Genomic DNA, 18,311 nt, shown 5'->3' on the forward strand with positions numbered 1-18,311 from the left:
TATCGGTGCGTCCAAGACGCACCCTATGGGGCTTCGCCGACGCGCAACGAAGCCCGACTGTGGGAGCGCCCTTGGGCGCGACCGCGGAAACCCGCTCTGGCCGCGGTCTGTGGTGAATCCGTAGCGCCGCGGTCGCGCCCAAGGGCGCTCCCACAATGTGACTCCGGCGAGATATGCATTGCGGCGCAGGATCTGGCAACGCCGTTGCGTGTAGGAGCCAGCTTGCTGGCGATCGTCCCGTCCGGCGTGCCTATCGCCAGCAAGCTGGCTCCTACATTCGGGTCTTGCCGAACGTCCGATTGGCGCCCTCGATGCCCGTCCACCCCGGGCGCTGCGCTCCGGCGCAGCGGCGGGGCTCAGCTGCGTTTCGGCCAGGCCGCGTAGAAGGCGCCTAGCGCGCCGACCGCGGCGATCCACACGGCAGCGGCGACATCGAACACCTGTGGCCCGCCGGCCTCGAGGGAATAGAGCACAGCGGCGGTGACCATGAGCCCGGTGCCAAGGATGGCGTAGACCGTCTTGCGCTGGCCCTCGCGGCTGACCGCGACCAGGGCCTGCAGGTCCAGCGAGCGCATCTGCAGGGCATGCTGGCCAGTGGTCTGCTGGACCAGCCACTCGCGGATCAAGCGCGGCATGTCCGGCGCATGGGTCATGATCTCCGGCATCCGCTTGCGCAACTCGCGGCCGAGCTGGGCGGGGCTGTAGCGCTCGCGCAGGATCTGCTCCAGCACCGGATGGGCGACCGCCCAGATATCCAACTGCGGATCGAGCAGGCGGCCGACGCCCTCGATGTTGAGCAGGGTCTTCTGCAGCAGGATCAGCTGCGGCTGCAGGGTCAGCTCGTACTGCTGCGCGGTTCGGAACAGCTTGACCACCACCTCGCCCAGCGCGATTTCCGACAGCGGGCGGGTGAAGTAGGGCTCGCAGACTGCCCGGGTGGCGGCCTCCAGTTCCTCGATGCGCACGCTGGCCGGCATCCAGCCCGCCTCCACGTGCAGCTCGGCAATGCGCCGGTAGTCACGCTGGAACACCGCCATGAAGTTCTCGGCGAGGTAGTACTGATCCCGCGCGGGCAACTGGCCCATGATTCCGAAATCCAGCGCGATGAAGCGCGGATTGCCCGGCGTCGAGGGATCGACCCAGATGTTTCCGGCATGGGCGTCGGCGTGGAAGAAGTTGTCGCGGAAGACCTGGGTGTAGAACACCCGCACGCCCTTGGCCGCCAGCACGCGACGATCGACTCCGGCCGCGTCCAGCGCCTTGACGTCGTCGCTGGGGATGCCGCGCACCCGCTCCAGGGTCAGCACGCGCTCGGCGCTGTGGCTCCAGTGCACCTCGGGCACGTAGAGGTCCGGCGAATCCTTCCAGTTGCGCCGCAACAGCGAGGCGTTGGCGCCCTCGCGCTGCAGGTCCAGTTCGCCCTTCAGCGTGGACTCGATCTCGGCGATCACCTCGAGCGGGCGGATCTTCTCGGCACGCGGATGGTGGCGCGCGGCCAACTCGGCGAGGGCGCGCAGCAGCGAAATATCGGCGGTGATCTGCTTCTCGATACCCGGGCGCAGCACCTTGACCACCACCTCGCGGCCATCGGCGAGCCGCGCCGGGTGCACCTGGGCGATCGAGGCCGAGGCCAGCGGAGTCTCGTCGAACTCGGCGAACAGCTCGGCGATCGGCCGGCCCAGCTCGGACTCGACGATGCGTCGGGCGGCCACGCCGTCGAAGGGCGCCACGCGGTCCTGGAGCAGGGCCAGCTCTTCGGCGATATCCGGCGGCAGCAGATCGCGCCGGGTCGAAAGCACCTGACCGAACTTGACGAAGATCGGGCCGAGCGACTGCAGCGCCATGCGCAATCGGGCGCCGCGCGACAGAGCGGCGATCTCGCCGCGCGCCTTCGGTACGAAGGGGCGCAGCAGGCGCATCAGCGGCTCGGCGCCGCTGCCATCGAGCAGGGAATCCAGCCGATAGCGGACCAGCTCGCGCAGGATGCGCGTGGCCCGGAATACGCTTCTCATCGAGGCTCGCCTCGCTCGGGCAGGCGGCCGATCCTCACTTCAAGGCGTTCCACCGCGTCGCGAAGCTCGTCGACATCGTCGAAGAAGGCCTCCTGCTCGGCCCGCGAGACCAGGTCGCGGCGCTCCTCCACCAGGTAGTCCACCGCGCCGCGGGCGGCCTGCCCGCCGAGCTCACGGCCCTGGCGCAGGCCCTCGCGCAGGGCGCGGGCGATCTGCACGCCCAGCACCTCGCCGAAGACCCGGGAGAAGGCGGCGTCGAAATCCGGATCGAAGCCGCGGGCCAGCTTCTGCAGGCGCTGGGCCAGTTCGGCATCACCGCTGATGCGCATGCGACCCGCGCCCGGGGCGCTGCCGGCCTGGGGCAATAGCTGGCCGATCATCGCGCCCAGCGTGGTCTTCAGGCTGAGGTCGGGCTCCCCGGTGGTGGTGGCCGGGCCGACCCGCAGGCGATCGCCCTCGACGCGCAGTTCCATCGACAGCGGCGGTGCGGCCAGGTGCAGCTGGATGCGCCGGCCATCCAGCGTCGGCAGGGCGGCACGGGTCTCCGGATCCAGGGCCAGCACGCGGTCCAGGGCGGCCTCGAGGGCGCGTCCGGCCATCGGCAGGGCGGCGCGCAGGGGGGCGGGAAGCTCGTTCATCCCGTCATTGTAGGCGGGCGCCGCGAGAAGGCGGCGTGGCGCCCGCCGGCGGGGTTCAGGTGCCCGCGGCCTGCAGCGTCGGTGCCGGCTCCTGGCCGCCGCGGCGAGTCAGTGCTGCCCGCAGCACGCGGGACTCGCCCCGACCTGCCTGGGGCGGCAGGCCGTCCAGCCACCGTCCCAGCGCCCGCTCGCTGTCCAGCATCGGAACCAGGCTGGCGCGGCGCGCCCAGTCCAGCGGCTCGTCGCTCCACAGCGCGGTCGAGCGCACCAGGGCCGCGTGTTCGCGCGCGCGACCGAGCAGGTAGCCACTGACCCCCTCAGGCCCCGGCGAGTGGACGATCACCACATGCGAGGCGTTGAGCAGACCCATCTCCATCGCAGCCACCGAGAGCACCTCCTGCAGGGGGTTGGCCTCCATGCCGGGCAGGAAGCGCAGCTCGTCGTGGGCATCCAGCCAGAAGGCCATGCCGCTGGTATTGCCCAGGGAGGCGATCCGCTTGGCATCCAGGATGTCGGCCTGGCGATAGGCCACATACAGGCGACGTGGCCGGCGCCGGTTGCGCAGCGGGCGCAGGCTGGCCAGGAACTCCATCAGGGCGTCCTCGATCGGCGCGGGATTGGCTCGCGCGGTGAGCAGGCCCTCGGAGGAGAACCAGGGCTTGAGCGCCTCCAGCAGCAGCTCCCAGGCGCCGTTGCCGACGCATTGGGTATCCGCATAGCGGCGGTGCCACAGGTTGTGCAGGGGTGATTCGGGTTGGCGCGGCAGGCGCCCGTCGAAATTGCGCGGCATCGTAAGCTTCCTTGGCCCGGGACAGCGGGGCCCCAGTGCTGAGGTGTCACCACCGGGCCGGATCTCCCACCCCCCGCGCACCGGCCGACGGACGGTGCCCTGCAACCCGCCCCTCCCGCCCAGGCCCAACGGCCGCGGCCCTGGTCATCGACCCGTCGGGACGCGACCCATGTCAGCCCTTCACTGACTGGCAACTGGGCGACCAGCGCTGCGTGAAGGCGATCCCAGGACCGGAAAAAACTGCCGTTTGACTGGATTTCGGCTCAAACGGACATAGGCTCCCCTTCGCCCTGCCGCTATGCTGGACCCGGGATCGATTCCGGCACGGGCCATGACCGGCGACGGCAGCACAGACCAGGCAGCACGCAGCGGAACCCCGGCCCTCGCGCCGGTGGCCGTCGCGGCGCCCTGTGCGCCGCCCGACTATGCCGGGATGCTGGAGCGCGTGCGGTCGGGGGACCGTGACGCCGAGACCGAGCTGGTGCTGGCCCTCTCCGAGCCCCTGGCCATGGTGCTGCGGCGCCGGCTGGGCCGCGACGACCGCTGCGCCGATCTGCAGCAGGACACCTTGCTGGTCGTCCTCGAAGCCGCGCGCGAGGGGCGCGTGATCGAGCCGCGGGCCCTGGTCGAGTTCACCCTGGAGACTGCCCGGCGCCTGGCCATGAACGCCGAGCGCAAGGTCTATCGCCAGCGCACCGATGCCGACGCCGAGCTGCTTGATCGCGTCGCCGATGCCCAGCAGCCCACGGTGCTCGACGTGATCGCGGCCGAGGAGCGCCGCCACTGCGTGCGCGCCGTGCTGGCCTCGATGCGCAACGAGCGCGACCGCCAGGTCCTCTACAGCTACTACATCGAAGAACAACCCACCGCCCTGGTCCAGGCGCGATTCGCGCTGGACAGCGTCCAGCTGGGCCGTGTCCTGCACCGCGCAAGGCAGCGTTTTCTCGCCTTGTGGCAGGGCACGCGTGCCGAATACACCTGAGGTGACCCGATGAGCCTGATGCCGCCACCCGTGGTTTCCGAAGAGGACAACCGACTGCTGCGAGCCTGGCGTCGCGGTGAGCTTGACGAGGCCGCGAGCAGCGCCTTCGAGGTGCGACTGTTCATGGAGCCCGACCTCCTCCGCGCGGCCCAGGCCGATGCCGCCTTCGAGCAGGCCATGGACGAGGAGCGTGCCAACCCGCCGGCCGTCGCCGCGAAGACAGCGCGTCGCCGTGGCCAGCGGCGCGCCGCGATCGGCCTTGCCCTCGCCGCCACGGTGGCTGGGGTCGCCGTGCTGCCGCAGCTGCTGCGCGCCCCGCAGCCGGTCTCGACCGGCAACGTGGAATGGGTCAGCGTCGACGTCCGCCGTGGCGCGGAAGAGCCGATGCTGGTTGCGCCGCGCAGTCGCACCCGCCTGCTCGCGCTGGAGGTCCCGGCGCCCGCGCAGGGCACGCTGTTCGACGTCGCCCTGGTGCCCGACGGCGGCGGGCCGCCGCCGATCCACCTCAGCCAGCTCGATGCCGACCAGGGCGTGCTCAGCCTCGCTTTCGAACGCGCGGCCCTGGAGCCCGGCGTCTATCACATCGAGATCCGCCCGCACGGCGAAGCCGACGCCGAGCCGGTGAGCCGGCTGGCGTTTCGCTATCGGCCCTGAGGGGCAGCCTTGGGGTAGCCGCCTGGGGCATTTACGGGATGAGGTTGGGTAGGACGACGGGTTCGCCTTCGTTGGGGTCGCCGTTCTCCGTGGACGACTTCAGCAAGCTGTCTGCCTGCTCGCGCTCCCCGGCCAGGAACAGCCACCGCAACCAGTTGCCGAGGCTCTCGACGAAGGAGACCTCTGGCACGGGCCGCTGGCCGGTCGACTCGATCTCCTCCGCCAGGGCGCTGCCCATGGTTCCGAACCCGACCACCAGGGCCAACAGCAGGGCGACGTGTTTGCCTGCAGGCTGGGCCCGGCGCTCGGCCTCCTGCAGGCTGGGCTGGAAGAAGATCTCGCGTTCCCACTGGTCGATATCTCCCTGCGACGCGCTGCGATCCGCTCGCGGCGGGACGATCGGGTCCAGGCTGCGGGAGCGGATCGGGGTGACGTTGTTCGAGGCATTGGCTTGCATGGCAGAGTCTCCGGTTGGTGCCACCGGGATGGGTGGCTTCGGAAACTCTAGGTGTCTCGAACGGGGGTGTTATCCCAGCGGCCTGCCGTTCGTCGGCTTTTCCGCGCGGGACTCGACGGATTCTCCGGGGCCGGGAACGCCGCGGCTGAGCACGAACCAGCCCGACCAGTGAGTGGGGTTTCTTAACGTCGGGATACGCCGAATCTCCGCAGTCGCGACCGCGAGGGCGCGCTCGGGATCGGCAGGGTGCTGCTTCAGCGCACGGTGGAAGGCCAGCGAGAAGGCCAGCGCGGCGCGATCGCCGACCGCCCAGCGCGCTCCGACCACGGACCCGGCGCCAGCCTCGGCCAGGCTGGAGGCCACGCCCCCGATGCCGATCCCCTGGCGGCCGGCGCCCTGTCCGGTTTCGCAGGCAGAGAGCACCACCAGCGCAGCCTTCACCGGTGAGGTGCGCAGGCGGTAGGCGCTTACAAAATCGGGCCTGCCTTCGGCGTCGGCCATCCAAAGACCCGAGCCCTCATAGTGGGTCCTGGATGCGCGGCCATGCGCTGCCAGATGGACCAGGGCATCCTGGTCGGCGAGCGCCTCGAATAGCCGCCCGCGGCTTGCCCGCGCTTCGCTCCGGCCATGCGCATCCGCCGGCCAGATCGCGTGGACTTCTGAAACCTCCCTCGACACCGCGGACAGTTCGGGCAGCGGAGAACCACCCGAGGCATCCACGCCGAGCGCCCAGACCCTGGAAGGGGTTGGGCGGTCCGTATTGCCGGGAAAGATGACCCAGCCCACCGCCGTATGGGCCGCCCCCGGCAGGACGATATCCAGTGGCAGAACTGCCAGCTCGCGGTGCATCAGCAGCCACAAGCGCTCGACACTCTCGTCCACCCATCTATGTAGTCCGAGCGCCTCGCGCAGGTGCCGACTGTACTCGGCCACTTGGTCGCCATCGGCATGGCCGTCAGACAGGGCATCGACCAGGCCGTTGCGCGCCCCGCGCAGGCCCTGCACGTCCATCGGCCACCAGGACCAGGCCGCACCATCAAACACCAGCCAGCCCCCGGCGCGTCGGCCAATCAGCGGTGCCGCGAAGCGCTGATTCTTGCCCAACACCAGCCGCTCCGTGCCCGGGAGACGCTGTGGTCCACCGGTTTCTGCTTGGCTCTCGGCATCGATGAGCGCCAGATGCAGCGATCCTGAAGCCACCTCGGGGCCATTGCCCCCCGGAAGCAGTTCAAGCCCGAGCTGCTTCTCCAGCTTCAGCAGCAGCTCGGAGTCCTCGACACCGCCGGTGGCCGAATGGGCATCGGCCAGCTTCCAAAGTAGAGCCCGTATTGTTTCGGCCCGACCTGCGGAAACTGGTCCTTCCGGCTGAAATGCGAGTAGCTCCACCACGATGCCGTGAAGCTGGCCGGAAAGCGCGTCGCGCAGCGCCGGCGATCGTAGGGAGCGAACCACCGGAATCACCCGCGCGAAGAGGCGCGTGGCCTGCGCCAGCGCCGCCTCATCGTCGCCCATCTCCGCCAGCTCATGTACCAACCGCTCCCCGATGCGCATGGCCAGGAGCAGCTGGTCCGCAGCCAGCGCTACGTCCAGTTCCTCTTGCCAGGATGGTCGCGCCTCATCAGCGCGCCCCAACTCGGCAGTGATGAGCGCCTTCTGCAGCTTCAAGCGAGGGGTGAGATCACCAGGCAGGCGCTCAAGCGCCTCTGCAGCCTGCATATCACGCCCGGCCGCCAACAGGGCCTCGGAAAGGCGCATCCAGGCGCTCTGCTCGGTAAGCAGATCGTTGGCCTGATCGACATCTTCCAACGCCTCGCGTGCGAACTCGATAGCGTCGGCCGAGCGATCGAGTGCGGTATGGGTCACCGATTTGGCGAGCCGGATCTTTATTCTTAGATGGACATGCGGGGTGCCTGCAATTCTCTGTTCTGCTTGGTCGTAGTACTCCAAGGCCCGGATAGGCTCTCCTGCCAGAAGAAAATTGGTGCCAATCAGGAAATCGGTGTGTGCCGACCAGACCGGGTCCATTACCTGATCGTAGTGACGCCTGAGTTGACGGAGCAGCTTGAGCGCGGCTCCGAACTGCCCCCGCCAAGTCTGGAATTGGGCTCGCTGCCTCAGTAGAGCAGCGCGCAAGGATGGATCAACCGTTCCGACGGCAGTCCTTTCTGCCTCGTTCAGTTGAGCGAACGCTTCGTCGTAGCGCCCAAGGCTGGAGAGCGCGGTGGCACGGTTAAGCTGCGTTCGAAGCGCGCTGTCGCTCTCGCCCAAACGACGATGGGTGGCTATGACTCTGGCGTAACAGTCGACCGCCCGCTCCGGGTCCCCGGACAGGCGCAGATGCAGGCAAAGCTCCTGGCGGGCAACGGCCGCATAGTAGTCGTCGCCAAGACTACGGAACCGCTCCTCCGCCGCGCCCAGATGTCGGCGCGCCGGCTCGGGAGCCAGCATCAAGAGCATCTGGCCAGCTATCAACTCTGCATGGGCCGAAAGCTTCTCGTCTCCGCGCGATTCAGCGCGCGATTGCAACCGCTCTGCCCACGCTGCGGCAATGCCTCGTTGGCTGCCGGTGATCGCCAGCAACAGGGCCTGATGCTCGATCCAGTCAACCGCCTTCCCGTCGCCGGCCGAACGCCAAAGCGCCCCGGCCATCCGGCCGACCCACCGCATCGCCTTGAGCGGCGCGGCGCTCTTCGAAAGCCGGGCATGCGCCCCGGCAAGGTCCACCAGCAGCGCCTGGCGCTGGGCTGCGGGATCCAGCGCGTCGAGACATTCGAGTTCGACCCGGGGCAGTCGCGAGTCGGGTCCCGCTGCGTGGCGCAGGGGGAGCGTCAGCATGCGGGATTCGCCGGAGGCGGGGACATGCAGCGGCAGCCGACCGGAGCGCTCCGGCCAGACCGGCAGCGGGGCGCCGTCGGCCAGCACTTCCCATTCGGCGCCGGTCATCTCGATCCAGCCGACCAGGGCCTGGCCAGGCGCGGGGCGGGTGATCTCGATGCGATCGGCGCTGACCACCACCTGGTCGCCGGCATCGCAGGCGGCGGCCGCCGCGCGGCAGGCCAGTGCGATCAGCAGCATGACGGCGAGGCGTATCAGCATGCCGGCATGATGCGTGAGGCAGGTTTCGCTTGCGAGCAGCACGGCCGCGGTCGGCGCACGCTGGCACGCCGTCCGCGGCCCTCCAGCGGACCGCTAGGCAGCCCGGCTGGCCTCAAGGAAGTCCTGGGCGAAGCGCTGCAGGACGCCGCCGGCCTCGTAGATGGCCACTTCCTCGCCGGTATCCAGTCGGCAGCGCACCGGCACCTCGACGGTCTCGCCGCTGCGGCGGTGGATGCGCAGGGTGAGGGTGGCGCCGGGGGTGCGTTCGCCGGTGATGTCGTAGGTTTCGGTGCCGTCGAGGCCGAGGGTCAGGCGCGTGGTGCCGGGAAGGAATTCGCAGGGCAGCACGCCCATGCCGATCAGGTTGGTGCGGTGGATGCGCTCGAAGCCTTCCGCAACGATCACCTCGACGCCGGCGAGACGCACGCCCTTGGCCGCCCAGTCGCGCGAGCTGCCCTGGCCGTAGTCGGCCCCGGCAATGATGATCAGCGGCTGGCTGCGCTCCATGTAGGTCTCGATCGCTTCCCACATGCGCATGACCTTGCCCTCGGGCTCGACGCGGGCCAGCGAACCCTGGCGCACCTTGCCGTTCTCGTCGCGGACCATCTCGTTGAACAGCTTGGGGTTGGCAAACGTGGCGCGCTGCGCGGTCAGATGGTCGCCGCGGTGGGTGGCGTAGGAATTGAAGTCCTCTTCCGGCAGGCCCATCTTCGCCAGGTACTCGCCGGCGGCGCTGTCGAGCAGGATCGCGTTGCTCGGCGAGAGATGGTCGGTGGTGATGTTGTCCGGCAGGATGGCCAGCGGGCGCAGGTCGCGCAGCGTGCGCGGCTTGGCCAGCGCACCTTCCCAGTAGGGCGGGCGGCGGATGTAGGTCGATTTCGGCCGCCAGTCGTACAGCGGGCTGACCTTCTCGCCGTGCTCGACGCGCACCGAGAACATCGGGTCATAGACACGGCGGTACTGTTCGGGCTTCACCGACTGTTTCACCACGGCGTCGATCTCTGCATCGCTCGGCCAGAGGTCCATCAGGGTGATCGGCGTGCCGTCCTCGCGATGGCCCAGCGCGTCCTTCTCGATGTCGAAGCGGATGGTCCCGGCGATCGCGTAGGCGACGACCAGCGGCGGTGACGCCAGGAAGGCCTGCTTGGCGTACGGGTGGATACGACCGTCGAAGTTGCGGTTGCCGGAGAGCACGGCCACCGAGTAGAGGTCGCGTTCGATGATCTCCTGCTGGATGGCCGGGTCCAGCGCCCCGGACATGCCGTTGCAGGTGGTGCAGGCAAAGGCCACCACGCCAAAACCCAGCTGTTCCAGCTCCGAGGTCAGCCCGGCCTCGTCGAGATACAGCGCGACAGCCTTGGAGCCGGGCGCCAGCGAGCTCTTCACCCAGGGTTTGCGCGAGAGGCCGAGCGCATTGGCCTTTTTGGCCAGCAGGCCGGCGGCGATGACGTTGCGCGGGTTGGAGGTATTGGTGCAGGAGGTGATCGCGGCGATGATCACCGCGCCGTCCGGCAGCTTGCCCTCGGCCTCCTCGGCGCGGGCCTTGTCGAGGCCCACCGCGATGCCGCGCGCGGCCAGCTCGCTGGTGGCCAGGCGCGCATGCGGGTTGGATGGGCCGGCCATGGTGCGCACCACGCTGGACAGGTCGAAGTGCAGGGTGCGCTCGTACTGCGCGTTCTTGAGCGCATCGGCCCAGAGGCCGGCGGTCCTGGCGTAGGTCTCGACCAGCGACACCTGTTCGTCGGTGCGGCCGGTCAGGCGCAGGTAGTCCAGCGTGTTGTCGTCGATGAAGAACAGCGCGGCCGTGGCGCCGTACTCCGGCGCCATGTTGGAGATCGTCGCGCGGTCACCCACGGTCAGCGCCGCCGCGCCCTCGCCGCGGAACTCGAGGTAGGCGCCGACCACGCGCTGCTTGCGCAGGAACTCGGTCAGGGAGAGCACGATGTCGGTGGCGGTGATGCCGGGCTGCGGGCGACCGCTCAGCTCGACGCCGACGATTTCGGGCAGGCGCATCCATGAGGCGCGGCCGAGCATGACGTTCTCGGCCTCGAGCCCGCCGACGCCCACCGCGATCACGCCCAGCGCGTCGACGTGCGGCGTATGGCTGTCGGTGCCGACGCAGGTGTCCGGGAAGGCGACGCCGTCCTGGGTGTAGATCACCGGCGACATCTTCTCCAGGTTGATCTGATGCATGATCCCGTTGCCCGGGGGGATCACGTCGACGTTGCGGAAGCTCTGCTTGGTCCAGTCGATGAAGTGGAAGCGGTCCTCGTTGCGCCGGTCCTCGATGGCGCGGTTCTTCTCGAAGGCGTCGGGCACATAGCCGCCGCACTCGACGGCCAGCGAGTGGTCGACGATCAGCTGCACCGGCACGACGGGATTCACCGCCGCCGGATCGCCACCCTGCTCGGCGATCGCATCGCGCAGGCCGGCAAGGTCGACCAGGGCGGTCTGGCCGAGGATGTCGTGGCAGACCACGCGTGCCGGGAACCAGGGGAAGTCGCGCTCGCGCTTGCGGTGGACGATCTGCTCGAGGCACTCGCGCAGGATCGCCGGCTCGCACTTGCGGACGATGTTCTCGGCATGCACGCGGGCGGTGTAGGACAGACCGTCCCAGGCGCCGGGTTGCAGCGCCTCCACCGCCTCGCGGGCGTCGAACCAGTCGAGCTTGGTGCCGGGAAGGGGTTTGCGGTGGGCGCTGTTCATCGGTTTTCCTGAGGGGAAAAGCGCAATTATCGACCCGCGGGCGGCCGCGGGTCACCTCGATACTCCAGCCGAAGGGAGCGATGGCGCCCGCGAGGCCCTTTTGTTCCCTCCGTCGCCGGGCGGGATCGGCTCCCGCGCGATCCAGGACCGGCCGCAGATGAGGTCGATCATCGCCTGCAGGTCAGGCCTGTGGCCGCCTGCGTTGCGGCGAGCCGTCAACGATGGCCGTAGAGGACTGAACGGACAGCGAAGCGCGCCCGATCATGCTTGGCGCCGGTTCAGCTGCGCCACCCCAGCCTCGAAGCAGGGACGACCTGGCCGCGCTGGACCGCGCTTGCGAAGGGGGATGCACATGGTTCTGCAACGCTGGCAGTTCGACTGGCACCACATCCGGTTCGACCGCAGCACGGGCTGGGCGCTGGCCCTCGTGGTGAATGCCGCCCTGCTGCTCATGCTCACCCTGCCCCTGCGTCCGCAGGGGCCTGACATCGCGCCGGTCGATCCGCCACCACCGGTCGAGTGGATCGTGCTGCAGCCCTCGCCGCCGGTGCCGCCAGCCCCGTCTGCCCCGCAGGCTCCAGCGCATCCCAGATCGGTCCTCGGCGAGGTGCTGCGCAGCGAGGCGCCGCCGATCGAGGCGGCCCGGCTGATCGCCCAGCCCGAGGCGACGCCGGGAGAGCGCGACGCGCCGCTCGTGTCGTTCGAGACGCCGTCCCGGTCGCTGTCCACGCCCGCCTTCAGCGGCAACGCCGAAGCCAGCATCGACTACGAGTTCGCCCCGGCCCCGCCGTATCCGCGCGCCGAGCTACGCCGTGGCGTGGAGGGCACGGTCCTTCTGCGCATCGAGGTCGATGCCTCGGGCAGGGTGCTGCGGGTCGAGGTCGAGCAGAGCAGCGGCCACCCGCGTCTTGACCGCGCTGCCCGGCAGCAGGTGGAGCGCCACTGGCGGTTCAAACCCGGCCAGCGCAACGGCGCGCCCGTGGCCGGCTGGGTGAAGGTGCCGATCGAATTCAGCCTGCGCGGCGGTTGAAGGCGCGGGCTGGCGGCCTCAGTCGCCTAGGGTGCCTGCCGGCACGCGGACGCTGCCCTCCATCAGGATGCGCGCGCTGCGGCTCATCAGGGCGCGGCGGACCTGCCACTGCCCATTGACCTGCTCGGCCTCGGCGCCGACCCGCATGCTGCCGGAAGGATGGCCGAAAGTGACGGCGGTGCGGGCGCCGCCGCCGGCGGCCTCGCTGACCAGGGTGCCGGGCACCGAGGCGGCGGTGGCCAGGGCCACGGCGGCGGTGCCCATCATGGCGTGATGCAGCTTGCCCATCGACAGCGCGCGGGCCAGCAGGTCGATATCGGCGGCGGCGATCGGCTTGCCGCTGGAGGCCAGGTAGTCGGCCGAGGGCGCCACGAAGGCGACCTTGGGCGTGTGCTGCCGGGTGGCCGCCTCGGCGGGATCGCGGATCAGGCCCATGCGCAGGGCGCCGGCGGTGCGCAGGGCCTCGAACAGGGCCAGACGGGCCGGGTCGCCATTGATCGCCGGCTGCAGCTCGGACCCACTGCAGCCGATGTCGGCGGCGCGGACGAACACGGTCGGGATGCCGGCATTGATCAGGGTCGCCTCGATCCGGCCGAGGCCGGGCACCTCGAGCGTGTCGACCAGCTGGCCGGTCGGGAACATGGCGCCGCCCTCGCCCTCGTCGGCCGGGTCGAGGAACTCGAGCGGGATCTCGGCCGAGGGGAAGGTCACGCCGTCCAGCTCGAAATCGCCGTCCTCCTGCACCTCGCCGTCCGCCATCGGCACGTGGGCGATGATGGTCTTGCCGATATTGGCCTGCCAGATGCGCACCGTGGCGCGGCCGTCGCGCGGCAGCTTCGATGCGTCCAGCATGCCCTTGGTGATGGCGAACGGGCCGACCGCCGAGCTGAGATTGCCGCAGTTGCCGCTCCAGTCGACGAAGGCGCTGTCGATGGAGACCTGGCCGTAGAGGTAGTCGACGTCGTGGTCGGGGCGGCTGCTCGGCGAGATGATCACGCACTTGCTGGTGCTGGAGGTCGCCCCGCCCATGCCGTCAGTGTGCTTGGCGTAGGGATCGGGGCTGCCGATCACCCGCAGCAGCAGCGCGTCGCGGGCCGCACCCGGCTGCCGGGCCGCCTCGGGCAGGTCGGCGAGGCGGAAGAACACGCCCTTGCTGGTGCCGCCACGCATGTAGGTGGCGAGGATGCGGAGCTGCGGACGCTGCGGCATGGAGGGGCCTGCTGGAACGGAGAAGACAGCCGGCGATTATCCGGGCATTCGCAGTCCGCTGCAGGTCCGTCGCATCGGGCCGGGCGGCGCTATTCCTCGCCGCTGCCCAGACCGTACTTCTCCAGGCGGCGATACAGCGCGCCGCGGGACAGGCCAAGCTTGTCGGCGGCGCGCTGGATATTGCCCTCGCAGACCTCAAGGGCATGACGGACCATCGCCTCCTCGAGCTGTTCGAGGGTCATGTCGGCATCGACCACGCCACCGGCCGGGGACACCCCAGTGGTGCCGCCAAGGCCCAGTTCCTCGGCCTGGATCTGGCTGCCCGCTGCCATCAGCACGGCACGCTCGATGACGTGGCCGAGCTCGCGCACATTGCCGGGCCAGGGGTAGTCGCGCAGCCGCGCCAGGGCCGAGGGTGCGAAGTCGAGGCCATCGCGCTGGTAGCGGCGGGCGCAGCGCGCAAGGAAGTCGCGGGCCATCGGCTCGATGTCCTCGCGCCGCTGGCGCAGCGGCGGCAGGGTGATTTCCACGGTGTTGAGGCGGAACAGCAGATCCTTGCGGAAGCGGCCCGTCTCGACCTCCTCCTTCAGATCGGCATTGGTCGCCGAGACCAGCCGCACATCGACCTTGATCGTCCGCGATGAGCCGACGCGCTCGAACTCGCCCTCCTCCAGCACGCGCAGAAGTTTCGGCTGCTGCGCCGGCGGAATATTGGCGATCTCGTCGAGGAACAGGGTGCCGGCATCGGCCAGTTCGAAGCGGCCGATGCGATCGCTCTTGGCGTCGGTGAATGCGCCCTTGACGTGGCCGAACATCTCCGACTCGAAGACGTGCTCGTTGATGCCGCCCATGTTGACCTTGATCAGCGAGCGCTGGGCGCGCCGGCTGAGCGCGTGGATGCGGCGGGCGACCACGCCCTTGCCGGTGCCGTTCTCGCCAAGCACCAGTACGTTGGCGTCGGTGGGCGCGATGCGCGCGATCATCTCCAGCACAGGGCGCATCGCCGGGCTCTCGGCGATGAAGGGCTCGTCACCGCCGCCCTTGAGCAGGGCGTTCTCGGCGTCCAGCCTCTCGGCGCGGCGGTGCTCGCGGGCCCAGGAAACCTGCGCACCGAGCACATTGAGCAGTCGCTGGTTGTCCCAGGGTTTCTCGATGAAGTCCGAGGCGCCGAGCTGCATGGCGCGCACGGCGAGGTCGATGCTGCCCCAGGCGGTCATCACCACCACCGGCATGCCGCCGTCGCCCTTCTTCAGGCCCTGCAGCAGCTCCAGCCCTTCCGCGCCGGAGGTCGTATCGCGGGTGTAGTTGAGGTCGATGAGGGCGGCGTCGAAGCCTTCCTTGGAAGCCTTCTCCAGCGCCTCCGCCGGGCTGCCGACGGTGACGCAGCCATAGCCTTCGGATTTCAGCAGAAGGCGCAGGGCGGTGAGCACGTCCGACTGGTCGTCGGCAATCAGGATGCGTGGGGTGGTCATGGCGGAAGTCTACCCGGCGGGCGCGTCCGCGCAGCCTCCCTGCAGCCTCCGACGTGGAGGGCGTGAGGCTTCGCCATCACTGGACCAGCTGCCCGTCGCGCAGCTCGATCAGCCGCTGACCGCGTCGCGCATACTCCGGGTTATGGGTGACCTGGACCACGGTGATGCCGTCGCGATTCAGCTCGCAGAGCAGGTCCATGATCAGCTCGCCCTGGCTGGAGTGCAGTGCGCCGGTGGGCTCGTCGGCGAGCAGCAGGGTCGGCCGCAGCAGGGCGGCGCGGGCCACCGCGATCATCTGCTGCTGCCCGCCGGAGAGCTGGCGCGGGTACAGGCCGCGCTTGTCCTCGATCTCGAACCGGCGCAGCGCGGCATCGACCCGCTCACGGCGCTCGCTGCGGCCGACCCCGCGGTACTCCAGCGGCAGCTCCAGATTCTCCTGAACGCTGAGGTCGTCGAGCAGGTGGTAGTGCTGGAAGACGAAACCGACATGGTCGCGGGCAAAGGCCTTGCGATCGCGCTCCTTCATCGAGTGCAGGGCCTGGCCCTCAAAGGTGTATTCGCCCTTCCAGTCACCATCGAGCAGGCCGAGCACCGAAAGCAGGGACGACTTCCCCGAGCCCGAGGGGCCCATGATGCTGAGGAACTCACCCTTGCCGATGTCGAGTCGGATATCGCGCAGCACCCACTGCTCGCCAGCGGGGACGCGGAAGCTCTTGGACAGGCCTTGCAGGGAGATCATGAAGGGGTTCCGTGTTGGGTCGGGGTCAGTCGTAGCGCAGCGCGACCATCGGCTCGACGCCGAGGGCGCGCCGGGTCGGCAGCAGGGAGGCCAGCACGCCGACCAGGCAGAGCAGGCCGGCGACGCCGAGGAAGGTCAGCGGGTCGTGAGTCGAGACGCCGAACAGCACGCCCGAGAGCAGCCGGGCGAAGCCCAGCGCCAGCAGCAGGCCGATGCCCAGGCCCAGCGCCAGCTGCCAGGCGCCCTGGCGGGCGACCATGCGCAGGATGCCGCGATCATCGGCGCCCAGTGCGCGGCGCACGCCGATCTCGCGCACCCGCTGGCCAACCTGGTAGGCCAGCACCGCATACAGTCCGGCCGCCGCCAACAGCACGGCGAAGGCGCCGAAGACCCCGAAGAGCACCGCCATCAGGCGGATGTCGAAGGAGGCGATGCGGCGCCAGTCCTCCGGCGTGCGCAGGAAGTACACCGGCAGGTTGGCGTCGACCGCGATCACCGCATCGCGCATCGGCTCTCCCAGGCTCATCGGATCCACCGCGCCGCGCAGCACCGGGCTGAAGAAGCGCGTCGGCGCCTGCTCGAACGGCCGGTACAGCGACGGCGTGTCGACGCTGCCGCTCTGCGGCATGTGCGGGACTACGCCGATCACCTCGATCCAGTCGCCTTCGCTGCCGGCGGCGCCAAGCCGCAGGCGCTGGCCGACGGGGTCGGCGTCCGGCCATAGGCGGCGTGCCAGCAACTCGCTGACCAGGGCCACCGGCGGCGCATCGGCGCGGTCCCGCGACTCGAAGCCGCGGCCGCGCAGCAGAGGGATCTCGAGAGTCTCGAAATACCCGCGGTCGGCGCTGACCACATTGGCGTAGGGGCGCACGCCTTCGGCATCCTGCAGCGCCGCCTCGGTCTGCAGCAGGTCACCGCCAGTGAACGAGTAGGGCAGGGAGGAGCTGATTCCGGCCGCCTCCACCGAGGGCAGGGCCAGCAGCCGCGGCAGCAGCCGGGCGGCGAAATCGCGGATGGCGTTGTCGTCCGGGTAGTCGCCGTCGAACAGGCCGACCCGGCCGCCAAGCACCTCGGTGCCATTGAACGGCTGGGCCAGGCTGTCGCGGGCGATGACCGAGCGTACCGTGAGGCCCGAAGTCACCAGCAGGACCATGCACAGGGCGATCTCCAGCACGGTCAGGCTGCTGCTGGCCCGGCCGCCGGCGACCCGGCCACCCTCGCGCATCCCTTCCGCCTGCGCCGCACTGGCCGCGCGCCAGGCCGGCCACAGCCCGGCCATCAGCACCACCAGCAGTACGGTGCCGATGGCGAACAGCGGGTCCTGCACCTCGAAGAAGCTGGTCTGCAGCACCCAGTAGGGCGGCGGATCTTCCGAGGTGCGCAGGGCCTCGATGGTGTAATGGTCGCCGACAAAGGCCAGCCCGGTACCGATGGCCAACGCCGCGCAGGCGATCAGCAGCACCTCGGCGAGGTTTGAGCCCATCAGCCGCCAGCGGCTCGCGCCGATCGCGGCGCGGATCGCGGTTTCGCGGTTGCGCTGCACGCTGCGCGCGATCATCAGGTTGGAGACATTGACGCAGGCGATCGCCAGCACCAGCAGCACGGCCGCGAACATCGTGCCGAGCACCTGCCGGGTGTCCTCGCCGATGAACTCGTCGCGGTAGGGTTTGACCACCACTTTTTCGGCGAGGGTCGGGCCGGTGTCCTGCTCCTCAATGCGCGCCAGCAGGGCTTCGAGCTCGCCCGCAGCCTGCTCGAGCGTCGCGCCGTCGACCAGCCGACCGAATACCTCGAGCGAGATCTGTTCGCGCCGCGGGGCGTCGCGCGTGCCCAGGTTCAACGGCACCCAGACGGCGTTGTTGATCGGGAAGGCAAAGCCCTGTGGCATCACGCCGACCACCTGGGCCGGGCGACCATTGACCCGCACCTCGCGGCCGATGATGTCCGGGTCGGCCCCGAAGCGCTGCTGCCAGAGGCTGTAGCCGAGCACCACGGTGCCGGCCGCGCCCGGCGCGTCGTCGCCGGCGCGGAAGCCAGGCCCGAGGATCGGCTGCACGCCGAGCGTGTCGAAGCTGCCGGCGGAGATGAGGGCGCCGTTGTAGCGCTCCGGCCGCGCCGTGCTGTCGGCCAGGTTGATGGTGCCCTGACTGAACCCTTCGAGGCGCTGGAACACGCGCTGCTCGCGGCGCAGGGTGAGGAAGTCCGAGGTCGGCACCTCGATGGCGTCGTTGCGGTCGGCCAGATCCGCGTACTCGACGTGCATCAGCCGCTCGCCTTCCGGGAAGGGCACCTCGCGCAGCAGGAAGCCATTGATCGCGCCGAACATGTACAGGGTCAGGCCGAAGCCCACGGCCAGCATGGCGATCGCGGTCAGGCTGAAGCCCGGGCTGCGCATCAGCGCCCGCGAGGCGGTTCGAAGTTCAAGCCAGACCATGCCGACCATGATGGGTCCCCCGGACAGTGCAAACGAGCCTGGCCAAACGGCTGCAATGCCCGTGCCAGAGCTGCAACTCACGGCCAATCAGC

Annotated in this window: 13 protein-coding genes; 3 read left to right on the forward strand and 10 right to left on the reverse strand. The window is 69.7% G+C overall.

Going from position 1 to position 18,311, the window contains the following annotated elements:
* Positions 1-356 precede the first annotated feature (356 nt).
* The 3 genes from ubiB to M0G41_RS02295 are packed head-to-tail and all read right to left on the reverse strand — an operon-like array spanning position 357 to position 3,440.
* Complete coding sequence (gene ubiB, locus M0G41_RS02285) at positions 357-2,012, reverse strand: ubiquinone biosynthesis regulatory protein kinase UbiB (RefSeq protein WP_248204685.1); 1,656 nt, start codon at positions 2,010-2,012, stop codon at positions 357-359.
* Entirely contained in the window at positions 2,009-2,650 is a 642-nt protein-coding gene (locus M0G41_RS02290) for a ubiquinone biosynthesis accessory factor UbiJ (protein WP_248204686.1), read from the reverse strand. Before M0G41_RS02290 ends, ubiB begins: the two co-directional genes overlap by 4 nt.
* 55 nt (positions 2,651-2,705) lie before the next feature.
* Positions 2,706-3,440 carry a hypothetical protein gene (locus M0G41_RS02295; protein WP_248204687.1) on the reverse strand — a complete coding sequence of 245 codons (735 nt, stop codon included), beginning with the start codon at positions 3,438-3,440 and terminating at the stop codon, positions 2,706-2,708.
* A gap of 331 nt (positions 3,441-3,771) precedes the next feature.
* On the opposite strand from M0G41_RS02295, the gene M0G41_RS02300 reads away from it, so the two are divergent.
* Positions 3,772-4,422, forward strand: coding sequence for an RNA polymerase sigma factor (locus M0G41_RS02300; protein WP_248204688.1), 651 nt, complete (start codon positions 3,772-3,774; stop codon positions 4,420-4,422).
* A 9-nt stretch (positions 4,423-4,431) separates the two neighbouring features.
* Positions 4,432-5,076: a hypothetical protein gene (locus M0G41_RS02305; RefSeq protein ID WP_248204689.1), complete on the forward strand. Its 645-nt coding sequence runs from the start codon at positions 4,432-4,434 to the stop codon at positions 5,074-5,076.
* Positions 5,077-5,107: 31 nt separating this feature from the next.
* Here the strand turns inward: M0G41_RS02305 and M0G41_RS02310 are convergent, their stop codons facing one another.
* The 3 genes from M0G41_RS02310 to acnD all read right to left on the reverse strand — a co-directional run bounded on the left by M0G41_RS02310 (position 5,108) and on the right by acnD (position 11,335).
* Positions 5,108-5,533 carry a hypothetical protein gene (locus M0G41_RS02310; protein ID WP_248204690.1) on the reverse strand — a complete coding sequence of 142 codons (426 nt, stop codon included), beginning with the start codon at positions 5,531-5,533 and terminating at the stop codon, positions 5,108-5,110.
* Positions 5,534-5,602: 69 nt separating this feature from the next.
* Complete coding sequence (locus tag M0G41_RS02315; RefSeq protein WP_248204691.1) at positions 5,603-8,671, reverse strand: CHAT domain-containing protein; 3,069 nt, start codon at positions 8,669-8,671, stop codon at positions 5,603-5,605.
* A 51-nt stretch (positions 8,672-8,722) separates the two neighbouring features.
* Positions 8,723-11,335, reverse strand: coding sequence for a Fe/S-dependent 2-methylisocitrate dehydratase AcnD (gene acnD, locus M0G41_RS02320; protein WP_248204692.1), 2,613 nt, complete (start codon positions 11,333-11,335; stop codon positions 8,723-8,725).
* A gap of 352 nt (positions 11,336-11,687) precedes the next feature.
* Here acnD and M0G41_RS02325 point away from each other — a divergent pair, with 352 nt between their 5' ends.
* Complete coding sequence (locus tag M0G41_RS02325; protein WP_248204693.1) at positions 11,688-12,365, forward strand: energy transducer TonB; 678 nt, start codon at positions 11,688-11,690, stop codon at positions 12,363-12,365.
* A gap of 18 nt (positions 12,366-12,383) precedes the next feature.
* On the opposite strand, the gene prpF is transcribed toward M0G41_RS02325, so the two are convergent.
* The 4 genes from prpF to M0G41_RS02345 all read right to left on the reverse strand — a co-directional run bounded on the left by prpF (position 12,384) and on the right by M0G41_RS02345 (position 18,228).
* The gene (prpF, locus tag M0G41_RS02330; protein WP_248204694.1) at positions 12,384-13,574 is read right to left on the reverse strand and encodes a 2-methylaconitate cis-trans isomerase PrpF; all 1,191 of its coding nucleotides are present in this window, start codon (positions 13,572-13,574) and stop codon (positions 12,384-12,386) included.
* An 89-nt stretch (positions 13,575-13,663) separates the two neighbouring features.
* Entirely contained in the window at positions 13,664-15,046 is a 1,383-nt protein-coding gene (locus M0G41_RS02335; RefSeq protein ID WP_248204695.1) for a sigma-54-dependent transcriptional regulator, read from the reverse strand.
* A 76-nt stretch (positions 15,047-15,122) separates the two neighbouring features.
* Positions 15,123-15,785, reverse strand: a complete 663-nt coding sequence (locus M0G41_RS02340; protein ID WP_248204696.1) for an ABC transporter ATP-binding protein — start codon at positions 15,783-15,785, stop codon at positions 15,123-15,125.
* Positions 15,786-15,810: 25 nt separating this feature from the next.
* The gene (locus M0G41_RS02345) at positions 15,811-18,228 is read right to left on the reverse strand and encodes an ABC transporter permease (RefSeq protein WP_248204697.1); all 2,418 of its coding nucleotides are present in this window, start codon (positions 18,226-18,228) and stop codon (positions 15,811-15,813) included.
* Between the last annotated feature and the right edge of the window lie 83 nt (positions 18,229-18,311).

Source organism: Pseudomarimonas salicorniae, from assembly GCF_023156535.1.
GTDB classification, from domain to species: domain Bacteria; phylum Pseudomonadota; class Gammaproteobacteria; order Xanthomonadales; family Xanthomonadaceae; genus Pseudomarimonas; species Pseudomarimonas salicorniae.